This is a genomic window from Paenibacillus apis, from assembly GCF_018333295.1.
In the GTDB taxonomy this organism is placed as follows: Bacteria; Bacillota; Bacilli; order Paenibacillales; family Paenibacillaceae; genus Fontibacillus; species Fontibacillus antibioticophila.
In genome coordinates, this window is the sequence record NZ_BORS01000003.1 from 323,113 (window position 1) to 349,900 (window position 26,788).

Consider the following 26,788-nt stretch of genomic DNA (forward strand, 5'->3'; position numbering starts at 1 on the left):
TTGCGACCCTACTACGAAGGAGTGTTACCGATGCGAATCGATTTGCATACCCATGCCAAGCTGTCCAAGGCTACTATATTCTCCCGGGATTATTACACCGAGATGTTGGCCGAAGCCGCCGGGAACGGCCTGGATGCCGTGGCGCTCACCGAGCATTTCAACACCTACCGCTTCCATGAAGTCTATGAGAACCTGGACCGCATGTACCCCTACAACGGTGAATATTACGAGGCCGGCGCTCTAAAAATCTTCCCGGGCATGGAGGTGGATATCCGCGAGAAGGGCCACATCCTGCTGATCGGACGCAAGGCTGATATTTTAGAAATTCACCAGGCCCTGACCCCTTTTATGCAAAAAAATAACTTCATTCCGTTCAAGCAACTGCTCACCCTGGCCGAGGGCTATCCTTTACTCAAAATCGGTGCGCATCCCTTCCGCGAGTCAACACCGCTGCACCATCTGGACCCGGCGGACCTGCGCCGCCTGGATGCCTTTGACCTCAATGCCAAGGACATGTACGAGTACGGCAATGAACTCAACCGCACGCGCGTGGAGCGCTTCGCGGCCGAGCTCGGCAAGCCGGTCACAGCGGGCAGCGACACCCATCAATGCCTGCAGTACGGCAGCATCTACAATGAACTGGATCAGCCCTGCAACAGCATTGCTGAACTGAAGCAGGCGATCCTCAGCGGCGCCTACAAAATCGCCGTAGCCGACAGCCTGCCTCTCCAGGTGAAGGCCTCCGTCATGCTCAAAAAGCTGCTCAAACGCCTTCTCGTACTGGAAGCCCTGCCGGAGTAATCGAGCAACGAACTGAACAATTAACTGAGCAACTGAATGAACAACTGAATGAACAACTAAATTACGGAGTAGCCCATATTCATCTCCCCCGCAACAAAAAAAGGCACAGCCTCCACATCCGGAGCTGTGCCCTTTGTACGTTGTCTCAAAGGCGTGTATATGACAAACCCGTGTAAATGACAAACTATGATTTTGTACGGTTTATCGTACAAAAAACTTCGAAAACTCGCAGAACGAGCTAATTTGTACGAAAAAACATACAATCCTCTCGCTAATCCCCCAGATACACCAATCTTTATACGAAAAATCGTACAACTGCCCCGATATTACAACCGAATGCATAATTCTTGTACGAAATTCCGCATAAAACACCGCCGCACTAGCTTCAATCTAGCTTTAGCTCTCATGAGTTCCGCTTCATTCATACCTTATTTTGGAACCCTACGACACGTCACGTTCCTTACTGCTTGCTCCCTACTACCTATACTACTTCTTGTCCCTACTGTCTTGTCCCTACTGTCTTGTCCCTACTGCTTACCTTGCCACACATGTTACTGCTTGTATGTTACTGCTTTTATGTTACTGCTTTTATGTTACCGTTCATAACTTACTGCTTATACTTTACTGCTTATACTTTACTGCTTATACTTTACTGTTATACCTTACTGCTTATACCTTACGCCCTGTGCCTTACAGCTCATTTCTTACCGTTATACCCTATAGGCACTGTATCTGGCGCTTACTTTTTCTTCTTGCGGACAAAGGCGGCTGTAGCGTTCCCGCCCTTGCTCTTGCTTTTGCCCTTGCCGCCGCCCTTCTTCTTGCGGGGCTTATCGCCGCTCTCGCCGGATCCAGCCGGACCGCCGATAAAAATCCCGCTCTCCGACGTCTTCTTCTTCCGTCGGGGTTCGCCCGAGCCCGAGCCTGACCCGTCGCGCTCACCGCCGCCGGAGCGGTAGCCTCCGCTGTCGCGGCTCAGCGAGGCCGGGCCGGCAGCGTAGCCGCCCTTGCCGGAGCCAAACCCGAAGCTCACTGCCGGCGCGGCACCGCCGCTGCCGGACGATTCGCTTCGGCGGGCGCTGCGGCCTGTCCCGCTGGCGCCAGCTCCGCTCTTTACGCCGCGGCCCTTCTTGCCGCCTTTGCCGCCGCGTTCACGTTCCCGCTCGCGGCCGCGTCCGCCGCCTTCGCCGCGCTTCCAGGCCAGCCCGTCGCCGCTCCCTTCGTCGCGGCTCCGCGGCTTCATGTCGACCAACTCAAAATCAATCGTATGGTCGTCCATATTCACCCGGGCAACGCGGATCTTCACCTCGTCGCCAATCCGGAAGATCCGCGACGACCGCTCACCGATCAAGGCCATATGCTGTTCATGGAAGTGGTAGTAATCGTCTGTCAGCCCGCTCAGACGAATCAACCCCTCCACCGTGTTCTCCAGCTCAATGAACATTCCGAAGCTCGTCACACTACTGATAATGCCCGGGAACTCCGCCCCGACCTTATCCAGCATGTATTCCGCCTTCTTGAGCTGTTCCGTATCGCGCTCCGCCTCCACGGCGACCCGCTCCCGCTCGGAGGACTGCTGAGCGATGTCCTGCATCCGGCTGGCCAGATACTCCAGCCGCCCCTCTGACAGTCCATCCCCTGCTTCAATGACCTCGCGGATCACGCGGTGAATGACCAGATCCGGGTACCGCCGGATCGGGGAAGTGAAGTGCGTGTAGAACTCCGCCGCCAGCCCGAAGTGGCCGGTACTCTCGGCATCGTACTTGGCTTGTCTCATCGAACGGAGCATCATCGTGCTGATCACGGTCTGCTCCTTCGTGCCCTGAATATCCTCCAGCAGCGACTGGAGCGCCCGCGGATGCACCTTGTTGCCTTTACCCTTCACCGTGTAGCCGAAGTTGGCAACAAACGCCATAAAGTTCATCAGCTTCTCTTGATCCGGGTCCTCGTGAATCCGGTAGATGAACGGCACCTTCAGCCAGTGGAAATGCTCCGCCACCGTCTCATTGGCCGCCAGCATGAACTCCTCGATAATCTGTTCCGCAATCGAACGCTCCCGTTTGATAATATCAATCGGCTTGCCTTCCTCGTCCACAATCACCTTGGATTCCTGGAAGTCAAAGTCCACCGCACCGCGCTTCATTCGCTTGCCGCGCAAGCGAAGCGCGACGTCGCGCATCAGCTTGAAGGTATCCACCAGCTCACTGTACTGCTCCGTTACTTCCGGATCTTCATCCTCAAGGATTTTGCGGACATTGGTATACGTCATCCGTTCCTTGGTTCGAATCACACTGGTAAAAATATCATGCTTCACTACCTTCATCTGCTCATCAAATTCCATCTCGCAGGACAGGGTGAACCGGTCCACCTTCGGATTAAGCGAGCAAATCCCGTTCGACAGCCGGTGCGGCAGCATCGGGATAACCCGGTCTACCAGATAGACACTGCAGCCCCGATTGTAGGCTTCCTGGTCCAGCCGTGAATTCTCCGTTACATAGTAGCCGACATCGGCAATATGGACACCAAGCTGGACATGCCCGTTCGGCAACAGCTCTACATGCACCGCATCATCCAGATCCTTCGCGTCCTCGCCATCAATGGTCACAATCACCTTGTCCCGCAAATCGCGCCGCCCCGACGAGACAATCTCGGCCTCGTCGATTCGCTCCGGCGCAGCTTGCGCCTCAGCCATAACGTCCTCAGGGAACGCCTCCGGCAGCTGATGCTTGCGGATGATCGAGAGAATATCGACCCCCGGATCATCCTTATGGCCGAGGATCTCAATCACTCGACCCTCTGCCGCCGACCGGCCCTCCGGATAGTTGACGATATGAGCGACGACCTTCTCGCCGTCGACCGCGCCGCCGAACCCTTCCTGCGGCACAAAAATATCCCGGTTAATCCGCTTATCATCCGGAATCACAAAGCCATACGTCTCATGGTGCTGGAATACCCCGACGATCTGCGTAACCGCCCGGTTCACGATCCGCACCACTTCGCCCTCCAGCTTGCCGCCGCTGCTGCTGCGCGTGCTGACACGCACCAGCACCGTATCTCCATTCATAGCGCTTAGCAGGTCATTCGCATGAATGTACACATCCGGATGCTCCCGGTCCTCCGGAATCAGGAACGCAAACCCTTTGGCATGCGCCTGCAGCCGGCCTTTGACCAGATCCATCCGCTCAGGCACACCGTACCGGTTGGTGCGGGTCAGAATGATTTTCCCGTCTTGTTCCAAGGCATTAAGTAGTTTTAGGAAGTCCTTGAATTCTGCCGCCGTCTGGATTTGAAAATGCTCCTCCAGCTCCTGATATGTCATCGGCTTGTACGCCGTCTCCCGCATAAATGCGAGCAATTCTGTCTCTTTAACCATTTAATCACCTCGGCCGGCCTGTCTGCCGGCAATCAAATTATTTCCATGATTTACCCTTCATGTATATACCCTAGTATACACGAAATCAACCCGCAGCATCCCTATTCCGGCACGAGTCCAACAAATACAAAAAAGTCCCGCTCCCCAAGGAACGAGACTTCTAATCGTTATATCCAATGATAAATTGCCATTACAGACCCTGTACAATCGCAACGACGATTGCCAGAATGAAGAATCCGACAGCCAGTCCGACGGTTACCCGTTCCAGGACCAGTTCCATGCCGCGCGCTTTCGACTTGCCGAAAAGATGCTCAGCACCGCCGGAGATGGCACCGGAAAGACCCGCGCTCTTCCCCTTTTGCAGCAGAACCACCGCAATCAGACCGATAGAGAAAATAATGAGCAGCACTTCCAAAAAGATATCCATTCAATCCACCTCCTAAGTGAGAACACTTCACACATTACAAAAACAGCAATTTTATTTTATCACAACGAAAAATGAATAACAAGCTATTCCTCTAGCTATTCCTCTAGCTATTCCTCTAGCTTCTCCCGCTGTAAAAATAGCCGTGTCCGTTCACGCTGCGGATTTCCGAAGAGCTGCTCCGGCGTACCGGCTTCAGCAATCTCGCCTTTATCCATGAAAAAGACCCGATCGGACACCTCGCGGGCAAAGCCCATCTCGTGCGTAACGATGATCATGGTCATGTTCTCCTGGGCAAGCTGCTTAATCACCCGCAGTACCTCGCCGGTCAGCTCGGGATCGAGCGCGGACGTCGGTTCGTCGAAGAGCAGAATATCCGGCTGCATCATCAGCGCGCGGGCAATCGCCACACGCTGCTTCTGACCGCCCGACAGGTTGGCAGGGTACACGTCCGCTTTCTCCAGCAGCCCCACCTTATCCAGCAGCTCCATGCTCCGTTTGCGGATTCCTGCGGCGGTATCCTTTTTCAGCGTCTTCGGCGCCAACTCCAGATTCGCCCGTACGGTCAAGTGCGGAAACAGATTAAAGTGCTGGAACACCATTCCCATCCGGTCAGTGATCGTGCGAATGTCCTTCCCGGAAGCATAGCGGCCATCCTCGACCAAGCCCTGCCCCAGAAGGCGAATCGTACCGCCTGTGACTTCCTCCAAATGAATCAGGCTCCTCAGCATCGTGCTCTTGCCTGAGCCCGAAGGGCCGATCACAGCGACCACCTCGCCCGCCTGAATGTCGAAGGAGACCCCCTTCAACACCTCCAGCTCGTCGAACGATTTTTTCAATTGTTTCACTTCAATAATATGGGTCATGTCGAGACAGTCCTTTTATGAGGATGAGCTTCACTTGAATGAATAACGCTTCTCCAGCGCCTTGAAAGCAATCGTCAGAACCAGCGTCATCAGCAGATACACAATCGCCGCCAGGAAGAACGGAACAAGCCGCATATCCCGATTCACCGCCGTCTGGGCAAAATAAAGCAGCTCAGGCACAGCGACCGCATACAGCAAGGCCGTGTCCTTTACTAGCGTGATGGCCTCGTTCGCCGTGGTCGGCAAGACCACCCGGATCATTTGCGGCACAATCACCTTCGTCATCGTCTGCCACTTGCTAAGCCCCAGTACCTGCGCCGCCTCCTGCTGTCCCTTGTCGATCGAGAGCAGCCCGCCCCGGAAAATCTCCGCGAAGTAAGCCGCGTAGTTCAGCACAAAGGCAATGGCCGCCGATATAAAACGATCAAAGACCAAGTACTCCCCGATAACCGGGAGCAGCGGCAGGCCGAAGCAGAAGAACAGCACCTGCAGCAGCAGCGGCGTACCGCGCATCACGTACACATACGTATGCGCCAGCCAGGCCAGCGGCTTCACCCGGCTGCGCATCAGCAGCGTCACGCCGAAGCCCAGCGGCACCGACAGCACGATCACGGCCAGAAACATCAGGATCGTAGTCTGTGCGCCCTTCAGCATCGGCGGCAATACAGTAAAAATATAATCCCAGCTCATGGACAACCCCTCTATTCTACCCACTCTATCCGCTCTACCAATCTACTTGCTCTACTTGCTCTATCCGCTGTGCTCCGATCTATTTCAGCACTTTATCCTCGCCAAACCATTTCGTCGAAATCTCGGCTGCCGTTCCGTCCGCGTTCAGCTCGTCCAGCGCCTTTTGCAGCTCGTCCAATAGAGCTTCATTGCCCTTCTTGACCCCTATGCCGTATTGCTCAGGAGCGAGCGACTCGTCCAGCAGCTTGAAGGTGCCTTCTTCCTTGGACATATAATACCGCGCAACAACCTCGTCGATGATCACCGCATCCAGCCGCTTCGTTTTCAAATCTGTCAGCGCCAGAACGTTATCCTTGAACTCGGAGGTGTTCACCTTCTCATGCAGCGGGCTTGCCGCCAGGGCATCCGCCGCAGACGACAGGGCCTGAAGTCCGATCTCCTTGCCCTCCAGCTCTGCCAACGTTGTAATTGGCGATTCCGCCAAAGTGAGGGCCACCTGACTATTCTCCAAATATGGCTTGGTGAACAGAACCTTTTCCTTCCGCTCATCCGTAATCGTATATCCGTTCCAGATCAGGTCAATCCGTCCGCTGTTCAGCTCGGACTCCTTGGAAGACCAGTCAATCGGCTGAAAGGTAACTTCCTTTCCCATCTTCTCCGCCGCTGCCCGTGCATAATCAATGTCAAAGCCTACAATCTCGTTCTTCTCATCACGGAAGCCCATCGGAGCAAATTTATCGTCAATCCCGATCACAATGGCATCTCCGTTTTTATTCGCTGAACCGGAGCATCCCGCCAGCGCTGCCATAACCAAGCAAAGCAACAGCAATCCCAATCCTAATCTCTTTTTCATCGTTAACCCCTCCATCTTTATTTCAGCAAAAAACCTAAATAAAAAACGCTTTAGTTCGTTACCACGTTATCAGAGTTACATCATATCACAGTCTGAAAAAAGAGTCGATAGATTGCTAGATAAGTTGAGCCGATATCGGCGCACGTTGTGAGCAACATGTGAAGTGCTCCTTCAGACAAAAAAACTACGCTGCCAGCGGTTAGGTGATGCCTAACCACAGGGGCGCAGTTCCAGAATTTAATGTGTAATTTACCGTACATGGAAGGTTGTTTTTTTCGAGATGACAGGTCGTGAATCTCTTGCCACCGCACCTGCCGCCGCACCTGTCCGGCTCGGTACACGAGCTCGTACATCATGAGCTGAGACAGCGATGCCTGCCGCCGCTATAAGCAGAAAGCCAAGGTAAATGATCAGCCCGTTCCAACCAAAATGACTAAGGAAGAAACCGCCAGACATCCCGATCAGGCTGGAGCCGCCATAGTAGAACAATAGATAGATGGAAGAAGCCTGCGCCTTGATATTTTTCGAGGCAAGGATCCCCACCCAGCCGCTAGCTACCGAGTGTCCGGCAAAAAAGCCGAAGGCCACCAGGGCAACGCCGGCGATTTTGACCCATAGTCCACCGACCATCGTCAGAATCATGCCGGCGAGCAGCACACCCATCGCCAGAGCAATGACGCTTCTCCGGGAATAGCGGTCCGTCAGCTTGCCGAACAGAACCGAGCTGGCGGTTCCGGCCAGGTTGACCACGAACAGGAAGCCGAATATGGTCTGACTGAGGTTATAAGGAGCCTCCAACAATAGATAGCCGATGTAGTCAAGAATGGAAATATATACGCCCATCAGCAGGAAGCCGGTTAGATAGATACGAAGCAAATCCCGATTCAGGAACGCTTGCTTCATGCTCGATAGCCACTGCACAGCGGATTCCCGTTTGCGGGTGAAGTTGCCCGACTCCGGAAGATTCCGCCAGAACCATAGGCTTAGCACCAAGTTAACTACTCCCAGCAGAATTAAGGCCGTCTTCCAGTTGGTCAAATCCGTCATCGCTCCGACCACAACTCGTCCGATCAAACCGCCGAGCGAGGTCCCCGCTACATATACCCCAACCACCTTGCCAATGGATTCCGGCGAGAATTCCTCATTCAGGTAAGCCATCGCAATCGAAGGGAAGCCGGCAATACTGACGCCTTGCAGCAAACGCAGTACAAGGAAAATGTAGTAGTTATCGACAAAAGCCGAAGCGATTGCAAAGCCGGAGGACAGCAGCAGCGACAGACTCATCATGCCCTTTCTCCCCCATAGGTTGGACAATCGGGAGACGAACAACAGCGCAACCGCCAGCGCCATCGTCGTAATCGATATGGAGGCACTTGCAAGTGCTGGAGATACGCCGTACTCCTCTGTGAACAGGCTGATCAGCGGCTGCGGACTGTACATCGTCGCAAAAGTAACAACACTCCCCAACAGCATGCCAATCGCTGCCCGATGATGCTGCTTGCTGCCTATTTTTATGTAACTCATGGTTGAAAGACTCCTTCGTAGGTTTCTCTTCTCGTTCTCCTGCTTGCTCTATGTTTCTGTCTTGTTTCTATCTCTGTCTCTTTAGCTCTCTACCTCTCTAGCTCTATCTTTCTACGACCCTTAAATCCTTCTTTCATTTATAGCGCGATGCTTATCGCAACTATTTTCACAAAGCCAACATCCTCAAGTTTAAATCGGATATAATAATATCGTCCAATGAATAATTTACATTGTTTTCATAACCTTAATGTAATAAGAGGAAGAAGGGATCTCAATGGAGTGGCAGCAGCTTGAATACTTTCAGACTACCGCTCAATTAGAGCATATTACTCGGGCCGCAGAAGCCCTCTCCATCTCGCAGCCTGCCTTGAGCCGTTCCATTGCAAGATTGGAGCAGGAGCTGGGCGTGTCTTTATTCGAGCGTAACGGGCGGGCTATCGTGTTAAACCGCTACGGCAAGCTGTTCCTGTTACGAGTGAACCGGATCATGAAGGAATATCAGGAAGGCATGCGGGAGATTGCAGAGCTTACCAGCCCGCAGTACGGAGAAGTGTCACTGGGATTTCTGCATACGCTGGGGCCTCAGCTTGTCCCTGAGCTAATTCGCCAGTTCCGGGCCGAATATCCGCATATTCAGTTCCAGCTTCATCAGAGCAACACTCAGACCCTGCTGGACCGGATGATGGACGGCGACATCGACCTCTGTCTGACCTCACTGCGTGAGCGGGATACCCCGCAGCAGATTCGCTGGGCATACCTGCGGAGCGAAGAATTGTTCGTGGCGGTTCCTGTCGGACATCCCTTGGCGGAGCGGGGCGCGGTGCGGCTTGACGAGGTTGGTAATGAACCGATTGTCTCTTTTAAAATGGGATACGGCCTGCGCAAAATCACAGATGACCTGTTCCAGCAAGCCGGGATCCAGCCCAAAGTGACCTTTGAAGGCGAGGAGGTCCATACCATTGCCGGACTGGTCGCCTCCGGGCTTGGTGTTGCCGTCATTCCCGATTTTCAGGGGATCGACCGCTCGCAAGTATCGCTTCTTCCGGTGGAATGGCCGCTCTGCCGCCGCAACATCGGCATGGCATGGATAGAGGGGCATTACCTCTCCCCTGCCGCTGAGCAGTTCCGGCAGTTTATTTTGCGACAATTCGATACGGTGGTTTTGTAGCTGATACGGTCGCGGGTACGATGGATTTGGAGTTTGGTACAGGGTAACTTTGGAGCTCGGTGGGACCGCTTATCTAGTCCGAGAAGATTTGTCTGAATTTCCACACAAATTACTATACATATCATCCTGTCGAGGCATATTTGCACAAAAAACTATATCACTTTTTTATTTTTCAGTATATTATTTACATTTGTATAATGATTTTTCAAATATAGTTGACCGATGTTCAATTTTATCATACATTATTTTTATGGACATCCTAATATATGGAATTTAGAGTGGAGGTCTTTAATTGCGACGGTCAATTCATGAAATATTAGAACAATATATGCAAGAAGAGCAGTTGTCTATATCTAAGTTCTCACAGCTATCTGCTATTAACACAGGTACTTTGAGCCGGATTTTAAAAGGAGTAAGTCCAGTTTCCCTAAGACAATTACAAGGAATTACGAACGGCATGGGGTTGTCAGAGGATAGCTTCTTCAAAGAATATATTGAGGAATGTTTTACATCATCCAGCAATCTACGTCGAATTCGACCATTTATTTTGCGTTGTGCTGAGCTAGAGCGGTTGGATTGTATAGAAGAGGTTGTTGGACGGGTATTGGAGGATCGTCAGTACAATGCCACCTTATTTGAGATTGCCGAGCAACTTTTTAAGCAAGAAAAACTAAAGGCAGCAGCTTTGATTTATAGACAGGTTGCTGAGTCTGAGCGGTATCAGCACTCTGAGCGTCTTGCACTTTGTCGATACCGCTTGTTTAACCTTCAATTAGGTGAAGATATAGAAGAGAACCTAGTTGCAGCTACACAGTTTGAGCCTTATACGAATAGACTTCCTGAAATGGAGCAGTTAGAGGCCCTAAAGCAGCTCATGCATATTTTTGGTATGGTCCATAAATGGTTCAAGGTAGAGGCATTAGCAGTTCAACTACAGCAGCTGGCATCCTCCTTGTATCATTTACAAGGTGAGTCACGTCGTATAGAAGAATCCTTAATTCAAGCAGCACAGCCGCTATATTATTACATTCTTTATGCATACCTGGCCCGCGCCACAGTCCATGAACATTATGGTGACTATAACAAGGCGTTGGAATTTGTATCGCTTTATGCAAATGGTGAAAGTTGGATTCGGGAGAAAGACGAGATCGCAGAGCGTATCATTGCTCAATTCAAAGAGTGGGCTAACATCAATTCACTGCTCTACCGTCTAATGTCTGGTGAGTTAGAGGTAATCGAAGAATATATTTCTCACGTTGCAGCACATGAGGACGAGATATTTATTGCAATGTGTCATATTATTCAGGTAGCAAACATGCACAGGGTTAATATAGACGATATTCTAGAAAAATTCTCATTATACATACCATATAAGGCTGAGGACATCATTGCCGGAGCATACCAACAAGACATTATAAAGGAGGCTCATGCTCGATTCTATAAAGATCTTGCTGTGTACTTTTTTAATCAAAAACAGAATTTCACAAAGGCTTTAGAGTATCTCTTGGCAAGTTTGGAACTGTCCATTAAGATAAATAGTGAGAAGAATATCTTGGTTTGCTTCACCTTATTTGAGAAATATCGAGAACACGCTAACGCTGATGCAACACAAAAATTCAAATCACTATCCAATGAGGTGCATGAAATTAATGAGAAAAAAAATCTATTACTTTTGGTTTCTGTGTAGCATTATCTTTTTCGCTGAAGCACCTATTTTAATTCAAGTAATGGGCCATGGATGGGGGACATAGTTACTTTTTAACCAAGTAAATCTGAATCAAGTTCAATATTTTACAAAGGGGCTCCTACATTGTGGGAGTCCCTTTTTATAGGTTAGGTTATGCCACTCATAGGAAATACAATATTTTAACATAATTCCCTAGAATATTACATAGGGGAGGATGTTTATATGGAATTGCAAAGCCTACAAGAACGCATTGAAGCAGCCAGAAAAAAACTTCATGTACTGACAGAAAAGCATAATGGTCAATTATGCCATCCATATGTCATTCGTCAATCTGTACGGTTGGACAAGCTCATTAACGAATATAATCAATTGTGTAACAACAGAAAATATTAATATTGAAATCTACACTGCTATACGTAAATGGGAAGACCTTCGTCTAATATTTATCGAAAATATAAAAAAAATGTTAGAGCTATATAGAACGAGAAAATGATGATAAAATAATCTATTCTAAACATTCCATGCTTTAAACAGCCAGATTTCGTTAGGAAAAGGTATTTGGGAACTTCGAGACCGCAAAAAAAGACCTGATCACGGTTACCCGGATCAGGTCTCTTCTATATAATACGATTAACGCTTCAAGTTGTAGAACGACTTCAAGCCGTTGTATTGAGCCAGTTCACCCAGTTGGTCCTCGATGCGGAGCAATTGGTTGTACTTCGCAATACGGTCTGTACGGGAAGGGGCACCGGTCTTGATTTGACCTGCGTTCGTCGCAACTGCGATGTCAGCGATGGTGCTGTCTTCGGATTCACCGGAGCGGTGGGAGATAACTGCAGTGTAACCTGCACGCTTAGCCATTTCGATGGCGTCGAAGGTTTCAGTCAACGTACCGATTTGGTTCACCTTGATCAGGATCGAGTTACCGATACCGTCGTTGATGCCTTTTTCAAGACGCTCCGTGTTGGTTACGAACAGGTCGTCACCAACCAATTGGATCTTGCTGCCCAGCTTCTCGGTAAGAAGCTTCCAGCCTTCCCAGTCGTCTTCGGAGCAGCCGTCTTCGATAGTGATGATTGGGTACTTGTCAACCCAAGAGGACAACAGGTCAACGAATTCAGCAGGCGTGAAGGATTTGCCTTCGCCTTCCAGATGGTATTTACCGTCTTTGAAGAACTCGGTGGAAGCTACGTCCATACCCAGGAATACGTCAACACCTGGCTTGTAGCCTGCTTTTTCAATAGCTTCCATGATGGAAGACAAGGCATCTTCGTTGGAAGTGAAGTTAGGAGCAAAGCCGCCTTCGTCGCCTACAGCTGTGTTCAGGCCTTTTGCCTTCAGAACAGACTTCAGGTTGTGGAAGATTTCAGCGCCTACGCGAAGAGCTTCCTTGAATGTAGGAGCGCCTACAGGCAGAACCATGAATTCTTGCACGTCAACGTTGTTGTCAGCGTGTGCGCCGCCGTTAACGATGTTCATCATTGGAACTGGAAGTTGTTTTGCGTTGAATCCACCAAGGTATACATAGAGTGGCAGGTCAAGAGCGTCAGCAGCAGCACGGGCAACAGCCATCGATACAGCCAGGATAGCGTTAGCGCCGAGCTTGCCTTTGTTAGGTGTTCCGTCCAAAGCGATCATCAGCTTGTCGATACCGAGTTGATCCAGCGCGTCCATGCCGATTACTTCTGGAGCGATGATTTCATTTACGTTCTCAACAGCCTTCAGAACGCCTTTGCCCAAGTAACGGGATTTGTCGTCGTCGCGAAGCTCTACAGCTTCGTGTGCGCCAGTGGAAGCGCCCGAAGGTACGATCGCACGGCCAAGTGCGCCGGACTCAAGATAAACTTCAACTTCTACAGTAGGGTTACCGCGGGAGTCAAGGACTTCGCGTGCGTATACGTCAGAAATAATAGTCATTGTATATTCTCCTTTGTTGTTTGAAATTAGGATTTGCGGCTAGCGATCATGGACTGGCCTGTCATCTCGGCAGGCTGCGGCAGACCCATCAGGTCAAGCAGCGTTGGAGCCACGTCAGCCAGAATACCGCTCTCACGCAGAATTACATTCTCGTCAGTTACGATAAATGGAACCGGGTTCGTGGTATGCGCGGTAAACGGACGGCCTTGCTCATCAAATACCATATCCGCATTTCCGTGGTCAGCGATAATGACGACAACGCCGCCCTTCGCTTTCACGGCATCCACAACCTTGCCTACGCATTCATCCGTCACTTCAACCGCCTTCTTGGTTGGCTCCAGCATGCCAGAGTGTCCCACCATATCCGGGTTTGCAAAGTTCAGAATGATCGCGTCGTGCTTGTCAGCCTCGATTTCCTTCACGCAAGCTTCGGCTACTTCATAGGCGCTCATCTCAGGCTTCAGGTCATAGGTTGCAACCTTCGGCGAGTTGATCAGGATACGAGTCTCGCCTGGAAGCTCAACATCGCGTCCGCCGCTGAAGAAGAAGGTAACGTGCGGATATTTCTCGGTCTCGGCAATGCGCAGCTGCTTCTTGCCTTGTTGGACAAGCACTTCACCGAAGGTGTTATCCAGGTCCTTCGGCGCATAAGCTACAAATCCATCTACTGTCTCTGCGAACAGTGTCAGGCAGACGAAATGCAGATTTTGCGGGAAGCGTGGTCCACGGTCAAAGCCTTGGAAATCCTTGTTCGTGAAGACGTTGGACAACTGAATCGCACGGTCAGGACGGAAGTTCAGGAAGATTACGGAATCCTCCGATTCTACCAGACCGATCGGTTGATCATGTCCGTCCACGATAACTGTTGGCATCACGAATTCGTCAAACACCGACTTCTCGTACGACTCAGTTACAGCCGTAATCGGGTCAGTATATTTCGGGCCTTCGCCATACACCATCGCACGATAAGACTTCTCTACGCGTTCCCACCGCTTGTCGCGGTCCATCGCATAGTAGCGGCCTTGCACGGTCGCGATCTTGCCTACGCCGACCTCTTCAATCTTCTTGATCAAGCGTTCAATGAAGCCCTTCGCACTATCCGGAGCCACGTCCCGTCCATCCAGGAAAGCGTGGATATACACATCATGCATATCCTCCTTCTTGGCCAGATCAAGCATCGCGAACATATGGTCAATGTGGCTGTGCACGCCGCCATCGGACAGCAGTCCGTACAGGTGCAGCTTCTTGCCCTTCGCTTTGGCGCTGCGCACGGCAGCTACCAATGTCTCGTTCTGGAAGAACTCGCCGTCACGGATCGACTTGGAGATCCGGGTCAGGTCCTGATACACGATACGGCCTGCGCCGATGTTCAGGTGACCAACCTCCGAGTTGCCCATTTGGCCTTCCGGCAAGCCTACAGCTTCTCCGGAAGCAGTCAGTGTCGTGTTCGGATACTCTTTCAGGTAGCGGTCATAGTTCGGCTTGTAAGCCTGTGCAACCGCATTGCCTTCCACCGTATTCCGAAGTCCGAAGCCGTCCATGATGATCAATGCTACTGGTTTTGGAGCGCTCATCTTACTTTGCCCCCTCAACCAATTGAATATAAGATGCCGGCTGCAGACTTGCGCCGCCCACAAGAGCGCCGTCGATATCGCTTTGGCCCATATATTCCTTCACATTTTCCGGCTTCACGCTGCCGCCGTATTGGATACGAATCTTTGCAGCTACGTCCGCGCCGTACAAGCCTTCTACCAGACTGCGGATGTAAGAGATAACCTCGTTCGCATCCTCGGAAGTCGAGGATTTGCCCGTGCCGATCGCCCAGATTGGCTCATAAGCGATAACAACCTCTGCTGCTTGCTCAGCGGACAGTCCCTTCAGAGCCGCTTCGGTCTGAACCTTCACGACGTCCTTCGTTTGTCCGGCTTCACGCTCCTCCAGCTTCTCGCCTACGCAAGGAATTGGAGTCAGGCCATGCTTGAACGCAGCATGAACCTTTTTATTGACAATCTCGTCTGTCTCTGCAAAATAAGCCCGGCGCTCGGAATGCCCGATAATGACATAATCTACGCCCAGTTCCTTCAGCATTCCCCCGCTGATTTCGCCGGTGAATGCACCTTCATCTTCAAAATGCAGGTTCTGCGCGCCGATCTTGATCGACGTGCCTTTGGCAAGCTCTACCAAAGCCGGCAGGTTGGTGAATGGAGCACAAATGACGCTCTCTACGCCCTCAACCTCCGCTTTACCTTTAATAGCCTCGAAGAAGGTCTTTGCTTCGGAAACGGTCTTGAACATTTTCCAGTTCCCGGCAATGATCGGTGTTCTCATGCAGCTCACTCCTTCTTATTAAGTCCACTAACCAGTCTTACTTATCGTTCAGAGCAACAACGCCCGGAAGCGCCTTGCCTTCCATGAATTCCAGGGAAGCGCCGCCGCCTGTGGAGATATGGTCCATTTTCGAAGCCAGATTGAACTTCTCAGTTGCCGCTGCGGAGTCGCCGCCGCCAATGATGGTGTATCCTGATGTCGTAGCGCAAGCTTCAGCAACTTCTTTGGTACCATTTGCGAAAGTGTCGATTTCAAATACGCCCATCGGTCCGTTCCAAACGACAAGCTTGGAATCCTTGATGATCTCGGCATATTTCGCGCGAGTCTTAGGTCCGATGTCGAGGCCTTCCCAGTCTGCAGGAATGCTGTCGATTTCAACGGCTTTATGGTTGGCATCTGCGCTGAAATCGTCAGCGACGATGACGTCAACTGGCAATACGAAGTTCTTGCCGAGCTTCTTCGCCTTCTCAATGAAGCCGAGCGCAACATCCAGCTTGCTGTCATCCAGCAGGGATTTGCCGATTTCATGGCCTTGTGCCTTGAAGAAGGTGTAAGCCAATCCGCCGCCAATCAGCACGTTGTCTGCAATGTTAAGCAGGTTGTCGATCACGTCGATCTTGTCTTTTACCTTGGAGCCGCCGATAATCGCCGTGAATGGACGTTCAGGGTTCGACAACGCCTTGCCCAGAACGGACAGTTCCTTCTCCATCAACAGACCGGATACAGCCGGCAAATGATGAGCAATGCCTTCTGTCGAAGCATGCGCACGGTGAGCAGCACCGAAAGCGTCGTTCACGAACAGATCTGCAAGCTCAGCAAATTGCTTAGCCAGCTCAGAATCGTTCTTCTCTTCGCCCGGATAGAAGCGAACATTCTCAAGAACAAGGACGTCTCCGTTGTTCATTGCGTTCACTTGCGCTTTAACTGCTTCGCCTACAGCTTCGTCAGCCTTAGCCACTTCTTTGCCGAGCAATTCGCCAAGACGCTTCGCAGGCAGGGTAAGACGCATATCCTCGTTCACTTGTCCCTTTGGACGGCCCAAGTGGCTCGCCAGAATAACCTTCGCGCCGTTTTCGATCAAATATTTAACCGTTGGCAGCGTCTCGCGAATCCGGGTATCGTCCGTGATTTGGCCGTCTTGCATCGGCACGTTGAAATCGACGCGGACAAATACGCGTTTACCGCTTACTTCCACGTCACGTACACTCTTCTTGTTCATCTTCACGTTCCTCCTAAGCCATCTAATTTCTCTCGTAAGGATACAGCTTGAAGCTTCTATTTATCTATAAAAAACGGTGTGTGTGAATGTCGCTACTAATTAAGTTGAACTAAAGATTGTACACTAGGGGCAACGTGTGAAGTATTCCTACGATCGCTGTTGTTCGCCGATTTCTCTGATTGGACCAAGTTCTGACAAGGCAGAAATCGGCTCACAAAGGCGACCGCTATCCGAGCCTATGCTCCCGAAGTAGCTTTCTTTCAGAAAGCTTTCACTTCAGAACACTTCACACTTATGCCCTTTCTGTGTATTTTTCTAGTTCAACTTATATAGATTGTGCAGTGTAAAAAACATGAACCAAAGAGGAGTCCTCTACACAGGGTTCTCCTCTTTGGCGTTTATCTTTGATGCTGGGTCTTACTTAACTTTCTTTGCAAAGTATTCCAAAGTACGAACCAATTGAGCTGTGTAGGACATTTCGTTGTCATACCAAGCTACAGTCTTAACCAACTGCTTGTCGCCAACAGTCAATACTTTAGTTTGCGTTGCGTCGAACAGGGAACCGAAAGTCATACCCTTGATGTCGGAGGATACGATTTCGTCTTCTGTGTAGCCATAAGTTTCTGGATCGGAAGCAGCCTTCATCGCTGCGTTAACTTCTTCAGCAGTTACTTTCTTTTCAAGAACAGTTACGAGCTCAGTCAGGGAACCAGTTGCAACTGGTACGCGTTGAGCCGCGCCGTCCAATTTGCCTTGCAATTCAGGAATAACCAGGCCGATTGCCTTAGCAGCGCCTGTAGTGTTAGGGATGATGTTCTCAGCTGCTGCGCGCGCACGACGGAAGTCGCCTTTTGCGTGAGGAGCGTCAAGGGTGTTTTGGTCGCCTGTGTAAGCGTGGATCGTAGTCATCAAGCCTTCAACGATACCGAACTTGTCTTGAAGCGTCTTAGCCATAGGAGCCAAGCAGTTAGTTGTGCAAGAAGCACCGGAAATAACCGTTTCCGAACCGTCAAGGATTTCATGGTTAACGTTGTAAACAACAGTCTTCATGTCGCCTGTAGCAGGAGCGGAGATAACAACCTTTTTCGCTCCGCCTTTCAAGTGAAGCTCAGCTTTTTCCTTCGTTGTGAAGAAGCCTGTGCACTCCAGAACGATATCAACGCCAAGCTCGCCCCAAGGAAGCTCTTCAGGGTTGCGGTTTGCAAGAACCTTAACTTCTTTGCCGTTCACTTTGAAGAAGCCGTCATGAACTTCAACTTCGCCGTCGAACTTGCCTTGTGTTGTATCATATTTCAACAAATGAGCCAACATTTTTGCATCTGTCAGGTCATTGATTGCTACTACTTCGATGCCTTCCACATTTTGAATGCGGCGGAAAGCCAAACGACCGATACGTCCAAAACCGTTAATACCAACTTTTACACTCATGAATAGATCCTCCCAATGTTCTTTTTTTATTAGTCAAGACAGGCTGTTTAACCCGCCATGAATAAACGTTTCTAAATCTAAGATGTTGTCTAAATAGTTATTAATCCAGCAGTTTTACAATTTCTTCGGCGGCGGCCTCATCGATGACGAGAATATCCTCCTGACCGAATTGAAGCACCGCATGGATGGCTCTGGCTTTGCTCTTGCCACCCGCAATCCCGATCACGGTCTCCGTCCGCATAATATCCTCCAGCCGGAGGCCCAGAGTCAGCATCTTGTGGACCACAACGCCCTCGCCGTTAAAATAATAACCGAATGATTCCGCAAGCGCACCTTCGTCCTGTAATTCCTTGACCGTGCTTCCATCCAGCTTGCGTCGGCGTGCCATCTCCATCGCATCTCCGATACCGTGAATGATGATTCTTGCTTCCCGGATCATCTCTACGATATCATGGATGTTCGGATCATGGACAAGCGATTCATAGGCTTCCTTGCCTAGCAAATCAGGCACATGCAGCAATCGGTAGCCTGCACCCACCCGCTTCGCCATTCCGGAAGCGATCGTATTCGCCTGAATCTCCAAGCTCTCTCCCAATCCGCCGCGTGCCGGTACGAACCAGCATTGCTTCAATGAGAGGTTGGCCGGCGGGCTAAGCTGCTCCGCCACTTCGGCGATCGTAGAGCCGCCTGTTACCGCAACGACGTCTTGAGGATTCATGGTTGCAAGCAGCGCCTTGGCGCCGGCTCTGCCGAGCTCCTTCTTGGCTAATAGCGAAGCCTCGCTATCACCTGGCACTATAATGACCTTGCGAAGGCCAAAGGCATCCCTGATTCTCTCCTCCAGATTGGATAGTCCGAAGATATCCTTCACGATCGGCTCCAGGTCGTCCAGCAGTTTTCTGCCCGAATCACTGATTCTCATGCCCACATTCTCGATTTCAATCAGGCCCTGAGCCTTCAGAAGATCCGTCTCGGCCCTAAGCACACGTTCTGTCATGTTCAGCGATACCGCAAGCGTTCTGCGGCCGATCACATCCGATAACAGGATCTGATGAAGAATGGTATACCTTTTCTTGAGAATCTCCATGAGATCAGGAAGAAGCTGCTTCTGCACTTCCAAAATAGTTCGCATGCTTTCCACTCCTGCAAGCTTCGACTTTCTCTCTCCTTCTCCTTGGTCTTAAAATGTCCCGGGTTAACTTTTTAAGTCCCACTGATATTTTAACTAATTTCTATCCCGGTTGCAAGCCTGTCGACCGTATAATTTACCTCCGTCTATCCGCTTATGCATGCCGAGGCAGGAACCGCCCTGATCCCGAAAAATAAACAGCGCTCCCTCTGGCTAAAAATCAGACGTCTCTACCCGTCTATTCTCACCAAAAGGAGCGCATTCATGCTATATAGGCGACAACACTAAATTTTTTAACGAATTAATACAGATAAGGCACTCTTGGATTCCAGGCGGAGGCTCGCTTGCTTCTCACCCTGCAGCTGCAATGTAATATGACTTGCGCCCTCTCCATCATTAAACAGTACCACTCCGATCGAATCATCCGTATTCCTGAAGGCCACTGAGCGCACCTCAGGCCGATCCGCTTCTGCGGAGATTCTTACGGCCTGGGGAGCTGCAACCTTGCTGAAATGAGCCAGGGCATAATAGTCGAGCGTGTACTCCAATCCGCGGGTCTCCTGATTGACGGTCACGATTCCCCTGCAGGTGCTCTTTCCGAATCCGGGCACGGTCGGACCATTCTTCTCATCGAGCGCCATATTCCATAGCACCAGGGATTGGCTATGATTACGGAGAATCTCGATCCCCGTCCGCATCACATTGGAGAAGGCCGGCTCGAAGGCCGGAATCCATTCCCCGCCGGAGCCTTCGGTGAAATGGACCTCCTTGCCGGGATAAGCCTCCTTCACCTGACTTTGCGCGGCAGGCGGTCCGCCATACCAATGCCAGGCCACGCCATCCACGGCATCTCCGGCTTCATCCAGCACAAGCAGCGGGTAATCCGGGCGGTCCCAGTTATGATCATAGGCCAGAATCTTGGTCTGGATCCCATGCTTCACAAAGGCCGGCTTCAGGTGATCCCTAATAAACTCAACCTGAACCTCCGGAAGCATCAGCATGCTTGGATAATGCTTCGGCATATAAAGAGGCTCGTTCTGCGGTGTGACGGCATAGACCGGCAGGCCATGCTCGGCATAGGCCTTGATATATTTGACGAAATACTCGGCATAGGCCGCATAGTATTCCGGCTTCAATTCGCCCGCCAGCATGGAGCCGGTCGTCTTCATCCAGCCCGGCGCGCTCCACGGCGAGCCGAACAGCTTGATCTCGGGATTCAGGCGCAGCGCTTCCTGCACCAGCGGAATGACGTCGGCTTCGTCATGAGCGATGGAGAACTGCTTCTGCTCCGGATCGGTCTCTCCATCCGGAAGGTCATTATAGCTGTAAATGAATCGGGCATAGTCAGAGGCCCCCATCGGGTTGCGAAGCACGGACAGGCCGATGCCTTCCTCCCGGTCGAACAGCTTCTTCATCAGATCCATTCTGACATCCTCCGGAAGCACCTGATGAATCAGGTAGGCTGCCGAATCGGTAAACGAAGCGCCGAAGCCGTCCAGGGTCTGATAGCTTACAGACTCGTCCAGTGCTACCGTAACCACGGGGTCGTCCTCGACAGGCTTGAGCTGCTCCGCGGTCTTTTGGACGAATAGTGAGTCCTCTCCAGAGGAGTAATAGAGTGTGAGATCTCGCATGATGGTCCCTCCAATTTGAAGTAGAAAATACGATTTAAAGATAGTGCGTGTAACTGGCAGACGTGTGGGGTGTTCTTGCGATCGCTGTTGTCCGCGGATTCCTTTGATCTAAGTAAAATCAAATTTTTGTAGGAATCCACTCCCAAAGGCGAACATTCCATTTCTTCAGAACACCCCTCACTTTTGCCTGGCTGCACTATGTTTTAAATACTACTTATCTACTTAGTAATGAAGGGGCCCTCCCGGAGATCGGGGGATCGGCCGGAGAAAGCCCCTTCGCAGATTAATCAGTATTGCTATATAAGTGTATGTTCAAAAAGTCGGCTTTTCAGTACCGATAAGGTTGCGAGAACCTGACGAAGAAGGAACGGAGTGTAGGCAAAACCTACATGAGTGAAATACTTCCAAAGGGAGCATACCTCGTAAGCATCCGCTTGGACTTCTAGGGTGAACGCAAGATTCGATGTCGAATCAGCTACCTGAAACACTTCGTGATCAGTATAAAGAGTTCTGAAGAAGCGGGAGCGTTCGCCTTTGAGAGCGGAGTTCTTCCTTCTCATGGCTTAGTTCAATCAGAGAAATCCGCGAACAACAGCGATCGTAAGAACACTTTATACGTAGGCATCTAGTGTGCATTATTGGTTCAATTTATATCGTTATTTAATGCCCAGCTTTTCTTTGTTTGCTTGCATTTTTTCGGTACGGACCTTCACAATGGCTTCCCATCCGTTTTCGTCAAGGAACTTCTTGTAGGCGTCCAGCGTCTTATCGAACTCTGCCTCGCTCTTGGAGCGGATCAGGCTGACCATCGCAGTGTTCCAGGTTGTGTTAATTGCCGTCAGGGAACGCGCTTCTGCTGTACCCTGATCAGGGTTGATGTTCTCCAAGATGAAATGTGGAACCAGCTTGCCTTTACCCCATTCTTGCATTTGCTTGATCGATTCAGGGAAGGCGTCGGCGCTCAGCGCTTTATGACGGTCATGACCGAAGAACATGAATTCGCCCATGCGGTATTCCTTTTTGAACTGGTCTGCATTGTTCAATTGCAGTTCTTTTACTTCCGGTGTGAATTGAACCGTACCGTCGGCATTCTTGGTGTAGGTTTCGCCCTCGATGCCGTAGTTCATCAGCATTTGGCCTTCTTCGCTCAGCAGGTACGTGAAGATTTGGATTGCTTTTGCCGGATCTTTACAGTTCTTCGTGATAAAGCTGATCATCCATCCCGTGATACCGGATTGGTTCAGCTTAGGCTCGTTGCCAACGGTGCTCTTAGGACCGTCGATAGCCATGTAAGCCTTGTCCGGGTTAGCCGTCATGAAAATTTGCAGATTGCCGCCTTGCTGCGGCGTCCCATCGAGCAGCATGGTTGCATATTTGCCGGCTTTTACTTTTTCCTCAAAAGCAGGACCATCGTCAGCAAAGCTGTCATCACTGATGCCGCCCTCCTGGTAGGACTCATTCAATGTCTTTAACCAAGCCAGATAGTCTTCGTCCAGGTTGCGGTTGTAGAACTCGCCGTTTTCGGTTTCGAGCGGAACACCCAGGAAGTCCTGGAACACATCGCCCAGGGAGCCTGTGCCTTCACCGATGGAGTTGAAGCCGAATGGAATCAGATCCGGGAATTGGCTCTTGATTTGTCCCATCACGCTCTTGAACTCTTCAGGCGTGCTGATGCTTGGCTGGCCAAGGGCTTCATAGACGTCTTTGCGGATAATGAAAGCGGTCTTCGCAGGAATGGTACCGTTATCATAATCGGCTTGTGTATTGGAGTAGTTCGGATAGCCATACGTGTTGCCATCATCGAGCTTGAACCAGTTCAGCGTATCGGCTGCTGCTGCTTTATTGAAATAAGGGTCGTACTTCTCAGCAAGCTCATTCAGCGGAAGCGCCCAGGTGGAGGCTTTCTGTACAACTGCCGAGTTCGAATCGAAGGTGGTGATCAAATCCGGCATGTCATTGCCGGCGAAGAACGTGTTCAGCTTGGTATCGTCACCGGTAATGAACTTGATGTTGATGTTCAAATCCTCTTTAATCTTTTTCGTCACAACATCATTGCCAAAATCGGTGTTCCACCAGTCCGCATTCACATACCAAGTGAGCTCCGTCATCTCTTCCTTGGTATCCAGCTCCCATGCAGGCCTGTTAGCATCCGGCGTGTAGCGGTTCTCAAGCGATACTTCCTCCTTAGCCTTGGAGCCGCCCCCGGAGCCGCCGCAGCCTGTAACTACAAGTGCAGCAGCCAACAAGGCAGCGCACAGTGTCAGGGACTTTTTCCCGAAGCCTTTGTTCATCTTAAACATTCCGAAACCCTCCTTATTGTTAAAAACACTTCATTGCGGTTCAACCGGTATTCTCCCTGTCTTTCTCTACGCCCAAAACTACTCTTTCACCGCCCCCAGCATCATGCCTGAGATAAAGTACCGTTGCAGTATTGGATAAATCACAACAATCGGTAACGTAGTGATTACAATTGTTGCGAGTTGAACCCCTTTGGTAGTCGTCTCGATGACAACGGATCCGCCGATATTTTGCATCGACTGGGTCTGGGATTGCACGATAATCTCATACAGCTTCATCTGCAGCGGATACAGCCACTGGTCGGTAATGTAGAGCTTGGTGGTCATGAAGTCATTCCACTGGTTCACCCCGTTGAACAGGGCGATCGTCGCCATCGCAGGCATGGACAAGGGAATGAAGATTCTCAGGAAAATTTTCCAGTCGCCCGCACCATCGATCTTGGCTGACTCCTCCAGGGAGTCCGGTACATTGCGGAAGAAGTTCATCAGAATGACGACATCATAGTAGCTGAACAGGGCCGGAATGATGTACACCCAGAATGTATTGAGCAGCCCCAGGGATTTGATAAGCAGATAAGTCGGAATCATCCCGCCGGAGAAGAACATCGTGATGACGCCCATCGTGACATAGAGCTTGCGGCCGCGCACATTGCTCTTGCTCAAGCCGTAGCCGATCATGGCACAGAAGAATACGTGGGTCAGTACCCCGATAACCGTCTTCAGGACGGAAATAATAAAGGATTGCCAGATGGTCTCATCCCGGAATACCGCTTGATAGTTCTCGAGCGAGAATTCCGTGGGCCAGAAGACGAAGCCGCCCTCCGCCAGTGAGCGCCCGGAGCTAAAGGAAGATACGATGACATTCCACAGCGGAACGATAATAATCATGGTGAACAAAAGCAGTATGGTAACGTTTACAGTGTCAAAGATTCTGCTATCGAGATCCTGCTTGACCCTCTTTGCTTGCATGGCTGCTGCCTCCTTCTCTACAGGACGGATTGATTATCATTAAGCTTGCTTGTTACCTTGTTGGCTACGACCAACAGGATCACGGATACGATGGAGACACCCAGACCAACGGCAGTGGCGTACGAGAAATCACCTTGCGTCATCCCCATTCGGTACACATAAGAGTTAATAACTTCGGCCTTCGCCCGGTTCTGAGAGTTCATCAATACGAGTGTCTGGTCCAGGTTGGAGCCGAGCAATCCGCTTACGGTCAGGATCAGGTTCAAGCTGATAATCATCTTCATGTTCGGAAGGGTAATGTTCCAGATTTGTCTCAGACGGCTCGCACCGTCAATTTTTGCCGCTTCATAATAGGTAGGATCGATCTTAGCCATGATGGCCAGATACAGAATCGTTCCCCAGCCGGCTTCTTTCCAGATATCCGACAGAACGGCAATCCACCAATATTTCTCTGGATCCAGCAAAATATTCTGCGCCTGAGAGATGAGTCCGAGATCAAGCAACAGCTGGTTGAATAGCCCTGTCGTCGAGAACCAGGTGATCAGCATCCCGCCCAGTACGATCCAGGACAGAAAGTGCGGCAGGTAAGAAATCGTCTGCACGATCTTTTTAAACCGGCCCATGCTTAACTCATAGATCATGATCGCCAGAATAATGGGAATGACGAATCCGATCGCCAGCTTCAGAAAGCTGATCCCAAGCGTATTGACAACCGAGTCCCAGAAGTATTTGTCCGTTGCGATAATCCGGAAGTTCTCCAGACCCACCCACGGAGCGGTATCAATGGTGTCAATGACCGTGTAGCTTTTAAAAGCGATCGTCAATCCGTAGATAGGGACATAGCAGAAAATAACCATAAAAATAATGCCGGGCCAGATCATCGATTGAATTTCCCACTGGCGTCCGAAATCAATCAGGAACTCTTTCATCCTTTGTCCTATCGGCTTTTTCATTACCGCTGACTTAGCCATGCTGTCTTCCTCCTTCGGATTTTCTATCGCTTTCGAATAATAAAAACGTTTTTATATTGGGCATGAAAATCCCCCTTTATGTTTTATTCCAAAAAGCATTGCAGCCTACGAATTGGTCAGCCTCACATGGCTGGAGCCGCGCACGATCAACTCCCCGCCCAGCTTCTGAACCTTCCCTTGCTCCTGTTTGTGGATCATATTGACCAAATGGTCCACTGCGAGAATACCCTGCCTTGCAATCTGATTCCTTACCGTCGTCAAAGGCGGCGTGAAATATTGGGCAATATCAATATCGTCAAAGCCCACCACACTAATATCTCTTGGAACCTCGTAACCATGCGTTCGCAGCGCCTTGATGCACCCGATCGCACTCAAGTCGTTGCCCGCCAAAAAAGCGTCCGGCTTCTTCCCCGGAAACTTATGCAAATAACCTTTTACAGCGTTATAAGTACCTTCTTCTTCAAAATAACCCTGTAATATCATCTCTTCATCCGCCGGAAGCTGATGCTCCCGCAATGCCGCCAGATAGCCTTCCTTCCGCTGCACGCTGTCATACATCGTATCCACGCCGGAAATGTAGGCAATCCTTTTATGCCCCAGACTAATCAGGTATTTCGTAGCCTCATAGCCAGAAGCAAAGGAATTGAAAATCACGGTTCCCATCGTTTCCTTCTGGATCACCCGGTCCAGAAATACCGCCTTCACCTTATCCTTCTCCATCATAGCTATATCATTCTCGTCAATCCGCGATTCTTCATAAATGATCACGCCATCGACGCGTCTGCCAAGAATATTACTGATAATCGTATGTTTGTCCGCCGTAACCATCACGTTCAGACCATAGCCGAGCCGTTCGCATTCCCGTGCCATGGACTCAACCAGAATGTAGAAGTACGGACCGGATACACTTGTCGTGAAAAAGCCAATCATGTTCGTCTTCTTCGACTTCAAGAGCTTCCCGTTCAGATTAGGCACGTAGTTAAGCTGCTTGGCAATCTTCAGCACATGAGACTTGGTCTCCGGATTCAAGACGTCAACATCATTCAATGCATTCGATACCGTCGAAATGGAAACACCCGCCGCCTTCGCTACATCCTTAATCGTAACCTTACCCATACAACTACTACACCCCTCTGAATAAAAACGTTTTTATATATTCATAAAGTATCATAGAAGCGCTTTCAGTACAATACTTTTTTATAAATTTTTGCTCTTAGCTTATCCCGTAAGGGATGCGGGGGATTAGTGTCGCAGTTTCGTGCGAGAGGGCAGCAGTGGAGCCAGCTTAATAACTCTGCGCTCCGAGGGGTAACGTGTGAAGGTTGGCTTCGATCGTTGTTACTCGCGGATTTCTTTGATTGAACTAAGCTATCATACGGTAGAAACCCACTCGCAAAGGCGAACGCTCCGAGCGTATGCTCCCGATGCAGCTTTCTTTCAGAAAGCTGTTACTGCACCCACCTTCACGCTTATACCCTTTTACGCAGACTCTTTGGATCGGCTTTATAGG

At 50.5% G+C, this 26,788-nt stretch carries 21 protein-coding genes; 4 read left to right on the plus strand and 17 right to left on the minus strand.

Going from position 1 to position 26,788, the window contains the following annotated elements:
- Positions 1-30: 30 nt before the first annotated feature.
- Positions 31-801, plus strand: a complete 771-nt coding sequence (locus KI362_RS06020) for a PHP-associated domain-containing protein (protein WP_212940437.1) — start codon at positions 31-33, stop codon at positions 799-801.
- Positions 802-1,540: 739 nt separating this feature from the next.
- Here the strand turns inward: KI362_RS06020 and rnr are convergent.
- The 6 genes from rnr to KI362_RS06050 all read right to left on the minus strand — a co-directional run bounded on the left by rnr (position 1,541) and on the right by KI362_RS06050 (position 8,531).
- The gene (gene rnr, locus KI362_RS06025; protein ID WP_301625632.1) at positions 1,541-4,174 is read right to left on the minus strand and encodes a ribonuclease R; all 2,634 of its coding nucleotides are present in this window, start codon (positions 4,172-4,174) and stop codon (positions 1,541-1,543) included.
- A gap of 190 nt (positions 4,175-4,364) precedes the next feature.
- Complete coding sequence (gene secG, locus KI362_RS06030) at positions 4,365-4,601, minus strand: preprotein translocase subunit SecG (protein WP_044480648.1); 237 nt, start codon at positions 4,599-4,601, stop codon at positions 4,365-4,367.
- Positions 4,602-4,708: 107 nt separating this feature from the next.
- Complete coding sequence (locus KI362_RS06035; RefSeq protein ID WP_301625635.1) at positions 4,709-5,464, minus strand: amino acid ABC transporter ATP-binding protein; 756 nt, start codon at positions 5,462-5,464, stop codon at positions 4,709-4,711.
- 30 nt (positions 5,465-5,494) lie between these two features.
- Positions 5,495-6,154: an amino acid ABC transporter permease gene (locus KI362_RS06040; protein ID WP_044480651.1), complete on the minus strand. Its 660-nt coding sequence runs from the start codon at positions 6,152-6,154 to the stop codon at positions 5,495-5,497.
- A gap of 79 nt (positions 6,155-6,233) precedes the next feature.
- Positions 6,234-7,007, minus strand: coding sequence for an amino acid ABC transporter substrate-binding protein (locus KI362_RS06045; protein WP_301625637.1), 774 nt, complete (start codon positions 7,005-7,007; stop codon positions 6,234-6,236).
- Between the two features lie 249 nt (positions 7,008-7,256).
- A complete protein-coding gene (locus KI362_RS06050; RefSeq protein ID WP_301625639.1) occupies positions 7,257-8,531 on the minus strand; it encodes an MFS transporter in 1,275 nt (424 codons plus the stop codon).
- A gap of 274 nt (positions 8,532-8,805) precedes the next feature.
- On the opposite strand from KI362_RS06050, the gene KI362_RS06055 reads away from it, so the two are divergent.
- The 3 genes from KI362_RS06055 (at position 8,806) to KI362_RS06065 (ending at position 11,779) form a co-directional block, all read left to right on the plus strand.
- Positions 8,806-9,699, plus strand: coding sequence for a LysR family transcriptional regulator (locus KI362_RS06055; RefSeq protein WP_301625642.1), 894 nt, complete (start codon positions 8,806-8,808; stop codon positions 9,697-9,699).
- 292 nt (positions 9,700-9,991) lie between these two features.
- Complete coding sequence (locus KI362_RS06060; RefSeq protein ID WP_301625644.1) at positions 9,992-11,386, plus strand: transcriptional regulator; 1,395 nt, start codon at positions 9,992-9,994, stop codon at positions 11,384-11,386.
- Between the two features lie 222 nt (positions 11,387-11,608).
- Positions 11,609-11,779, plus strand: coding sequence for an aspartyl-phosphate phosphatase Spo0E family protein (locus KI362_RS06065; protein WP_301625646.1), 171 nt, complete (start codon positions 11,609-11,611; stop codon positions 11,777-11,779).
- 237 nt (positions 11,780-12,016) lie between these two features.
- Here the strand turns inward: KI362_RS06065 and eno are convergent, their stop codons facing one another.
- From eno to KI362_RS06120, 11 genes are all read right to left on the minus strand, one after another.
- The gene (gene eno / locus KI362_RS06070; RefSeq protein WP_044480657.1) at positions 12,017-13,303 is read right to left on the minus strand and encodes a phosphopyruvate hydratase; all 1,287 of its coding nucleotides are present in this window, start codon (positions 13,301-13,303) and stop codon (positions 12,017-12,019) included.
- 26 nt (positions 13,304-13,329) lie between these two features.
- Positions 13,330-14,877, minus strand: a complete 1,548-nt coding sequence (gene gpmI / locus KI362_RS06075) for a 2,3-bisphosphoglycerate-independent phosphoglycerate mutase (RefSeq protein ID WP_301625649.1) — start codon at positions 14,875-14,877, stop codon at positions 13,330-13,332.
- A gap of 1 nt (position 14,878) precedes the next feature.
- A complete protein-coding gene (gene tpiA / locus KI362_RS06080) occupies positions 14,879-15,631 on the minus strand; it encodes a triose-phosphate isomerase (protein WP_044480661.1) in 753 nt (250 codons plus the stop codon).
- Between the two features lie 37 nt (positions 15,632-15,668).
- Positions 15,669-16,850: a phosphoglycerate kinase gene (locus tag KI362_RS06085; protein ID WP_301625651.1), complete on the minus strand. Its 1,182-nt coding sequence runs from the start codon at positions 16,848-16,850 to the stop codon at positions 15,669-15,671.
- Between the two features lie 417 nt (positions 16,851-17,267).
- The gene (gap, locus tag KI362_RS06090; RefSeq protein WP_301625653.1) at positions 17,268-18,278 is read right to left on the minus strand and encodes a type I glyceraldehyde-3-phosphate dehydrogenase; all 1,011 of its coding nucleotides are present in this window, start codon (positions 18,276-18,278) and stop codon (positions 17,268-17,270) included.
- 100 nt (positions 18,279-18,378) lie between these two features.
- Entirely contained in the window at positions 18,379-19,410 is a 1,032-nt protein-coding gene (locus KI362_RS06095; RefSeq protein WP_044480664.1) for a sugar-binding transcriptional regulator, read from the minus strand.
- 290 nt (positions 19,411-19,700) lie between these two features.
- The gene (locus KI362_RS06100; protein ID WP_301625655.1) at positions 19,701-21,041 is read right to left on the minus strand and encodes a glycoside hydrolase family 30 protein; all 1,341 of its coding nucleotides are present in this window, start codon (positions 21,039-21,041) and stop codon (positions 19,701-19,703) included.
- Positions 21,042-21,697: 656 nt separating this feature from the next.
- A complete protein-coding gene (locus KI362_RS06105; RefSeq protein WP_301625657.1) occupies positions 21,698-23,341 on the minus strand; it encodes a sugar ABC transporter substrate-binding protein in 1,644 nt (547 codons plus the stop codon).
- Positions 23,342-23,419: 78 nt separating this feature from the next.
- A complete protein-coding gene (locus KI362_RS06110; protein ID WP_044480667.1) occupies positions 23,420-24,307 on the minus strand; it encodes a carbohydrate ABC transporter permease in 888 nt (295 codons plus the stop codon).
- Between the two features lie 17 nt (positions 24,308-24,324).
- On the minus strand, positions 24,325-25,278 hold the full coding sequence (locus tag KI362_RS06115; RefSeq protein WP_301625660.1) for an ABC transporter permease: 954 nt from the start codon (positions 25,276-25,278) through the stop codon (positions 24,325-24,327).
- 105 nt (positions 25,279-25,383) lie between these two features.
- Positions 25,384-26,394, minus strand: a complete 1,011-nt coding sequence (locus tag KI362_RS06120) for a LacI family DNA-binding transcriptional regulator (protein ID WP_301625662.1) — start codon at positions 26,392-26,394, stop codon at positions 25,384-25,386.
- Positions 26,395-26,788: the final 394 nt, after the last annotated feature.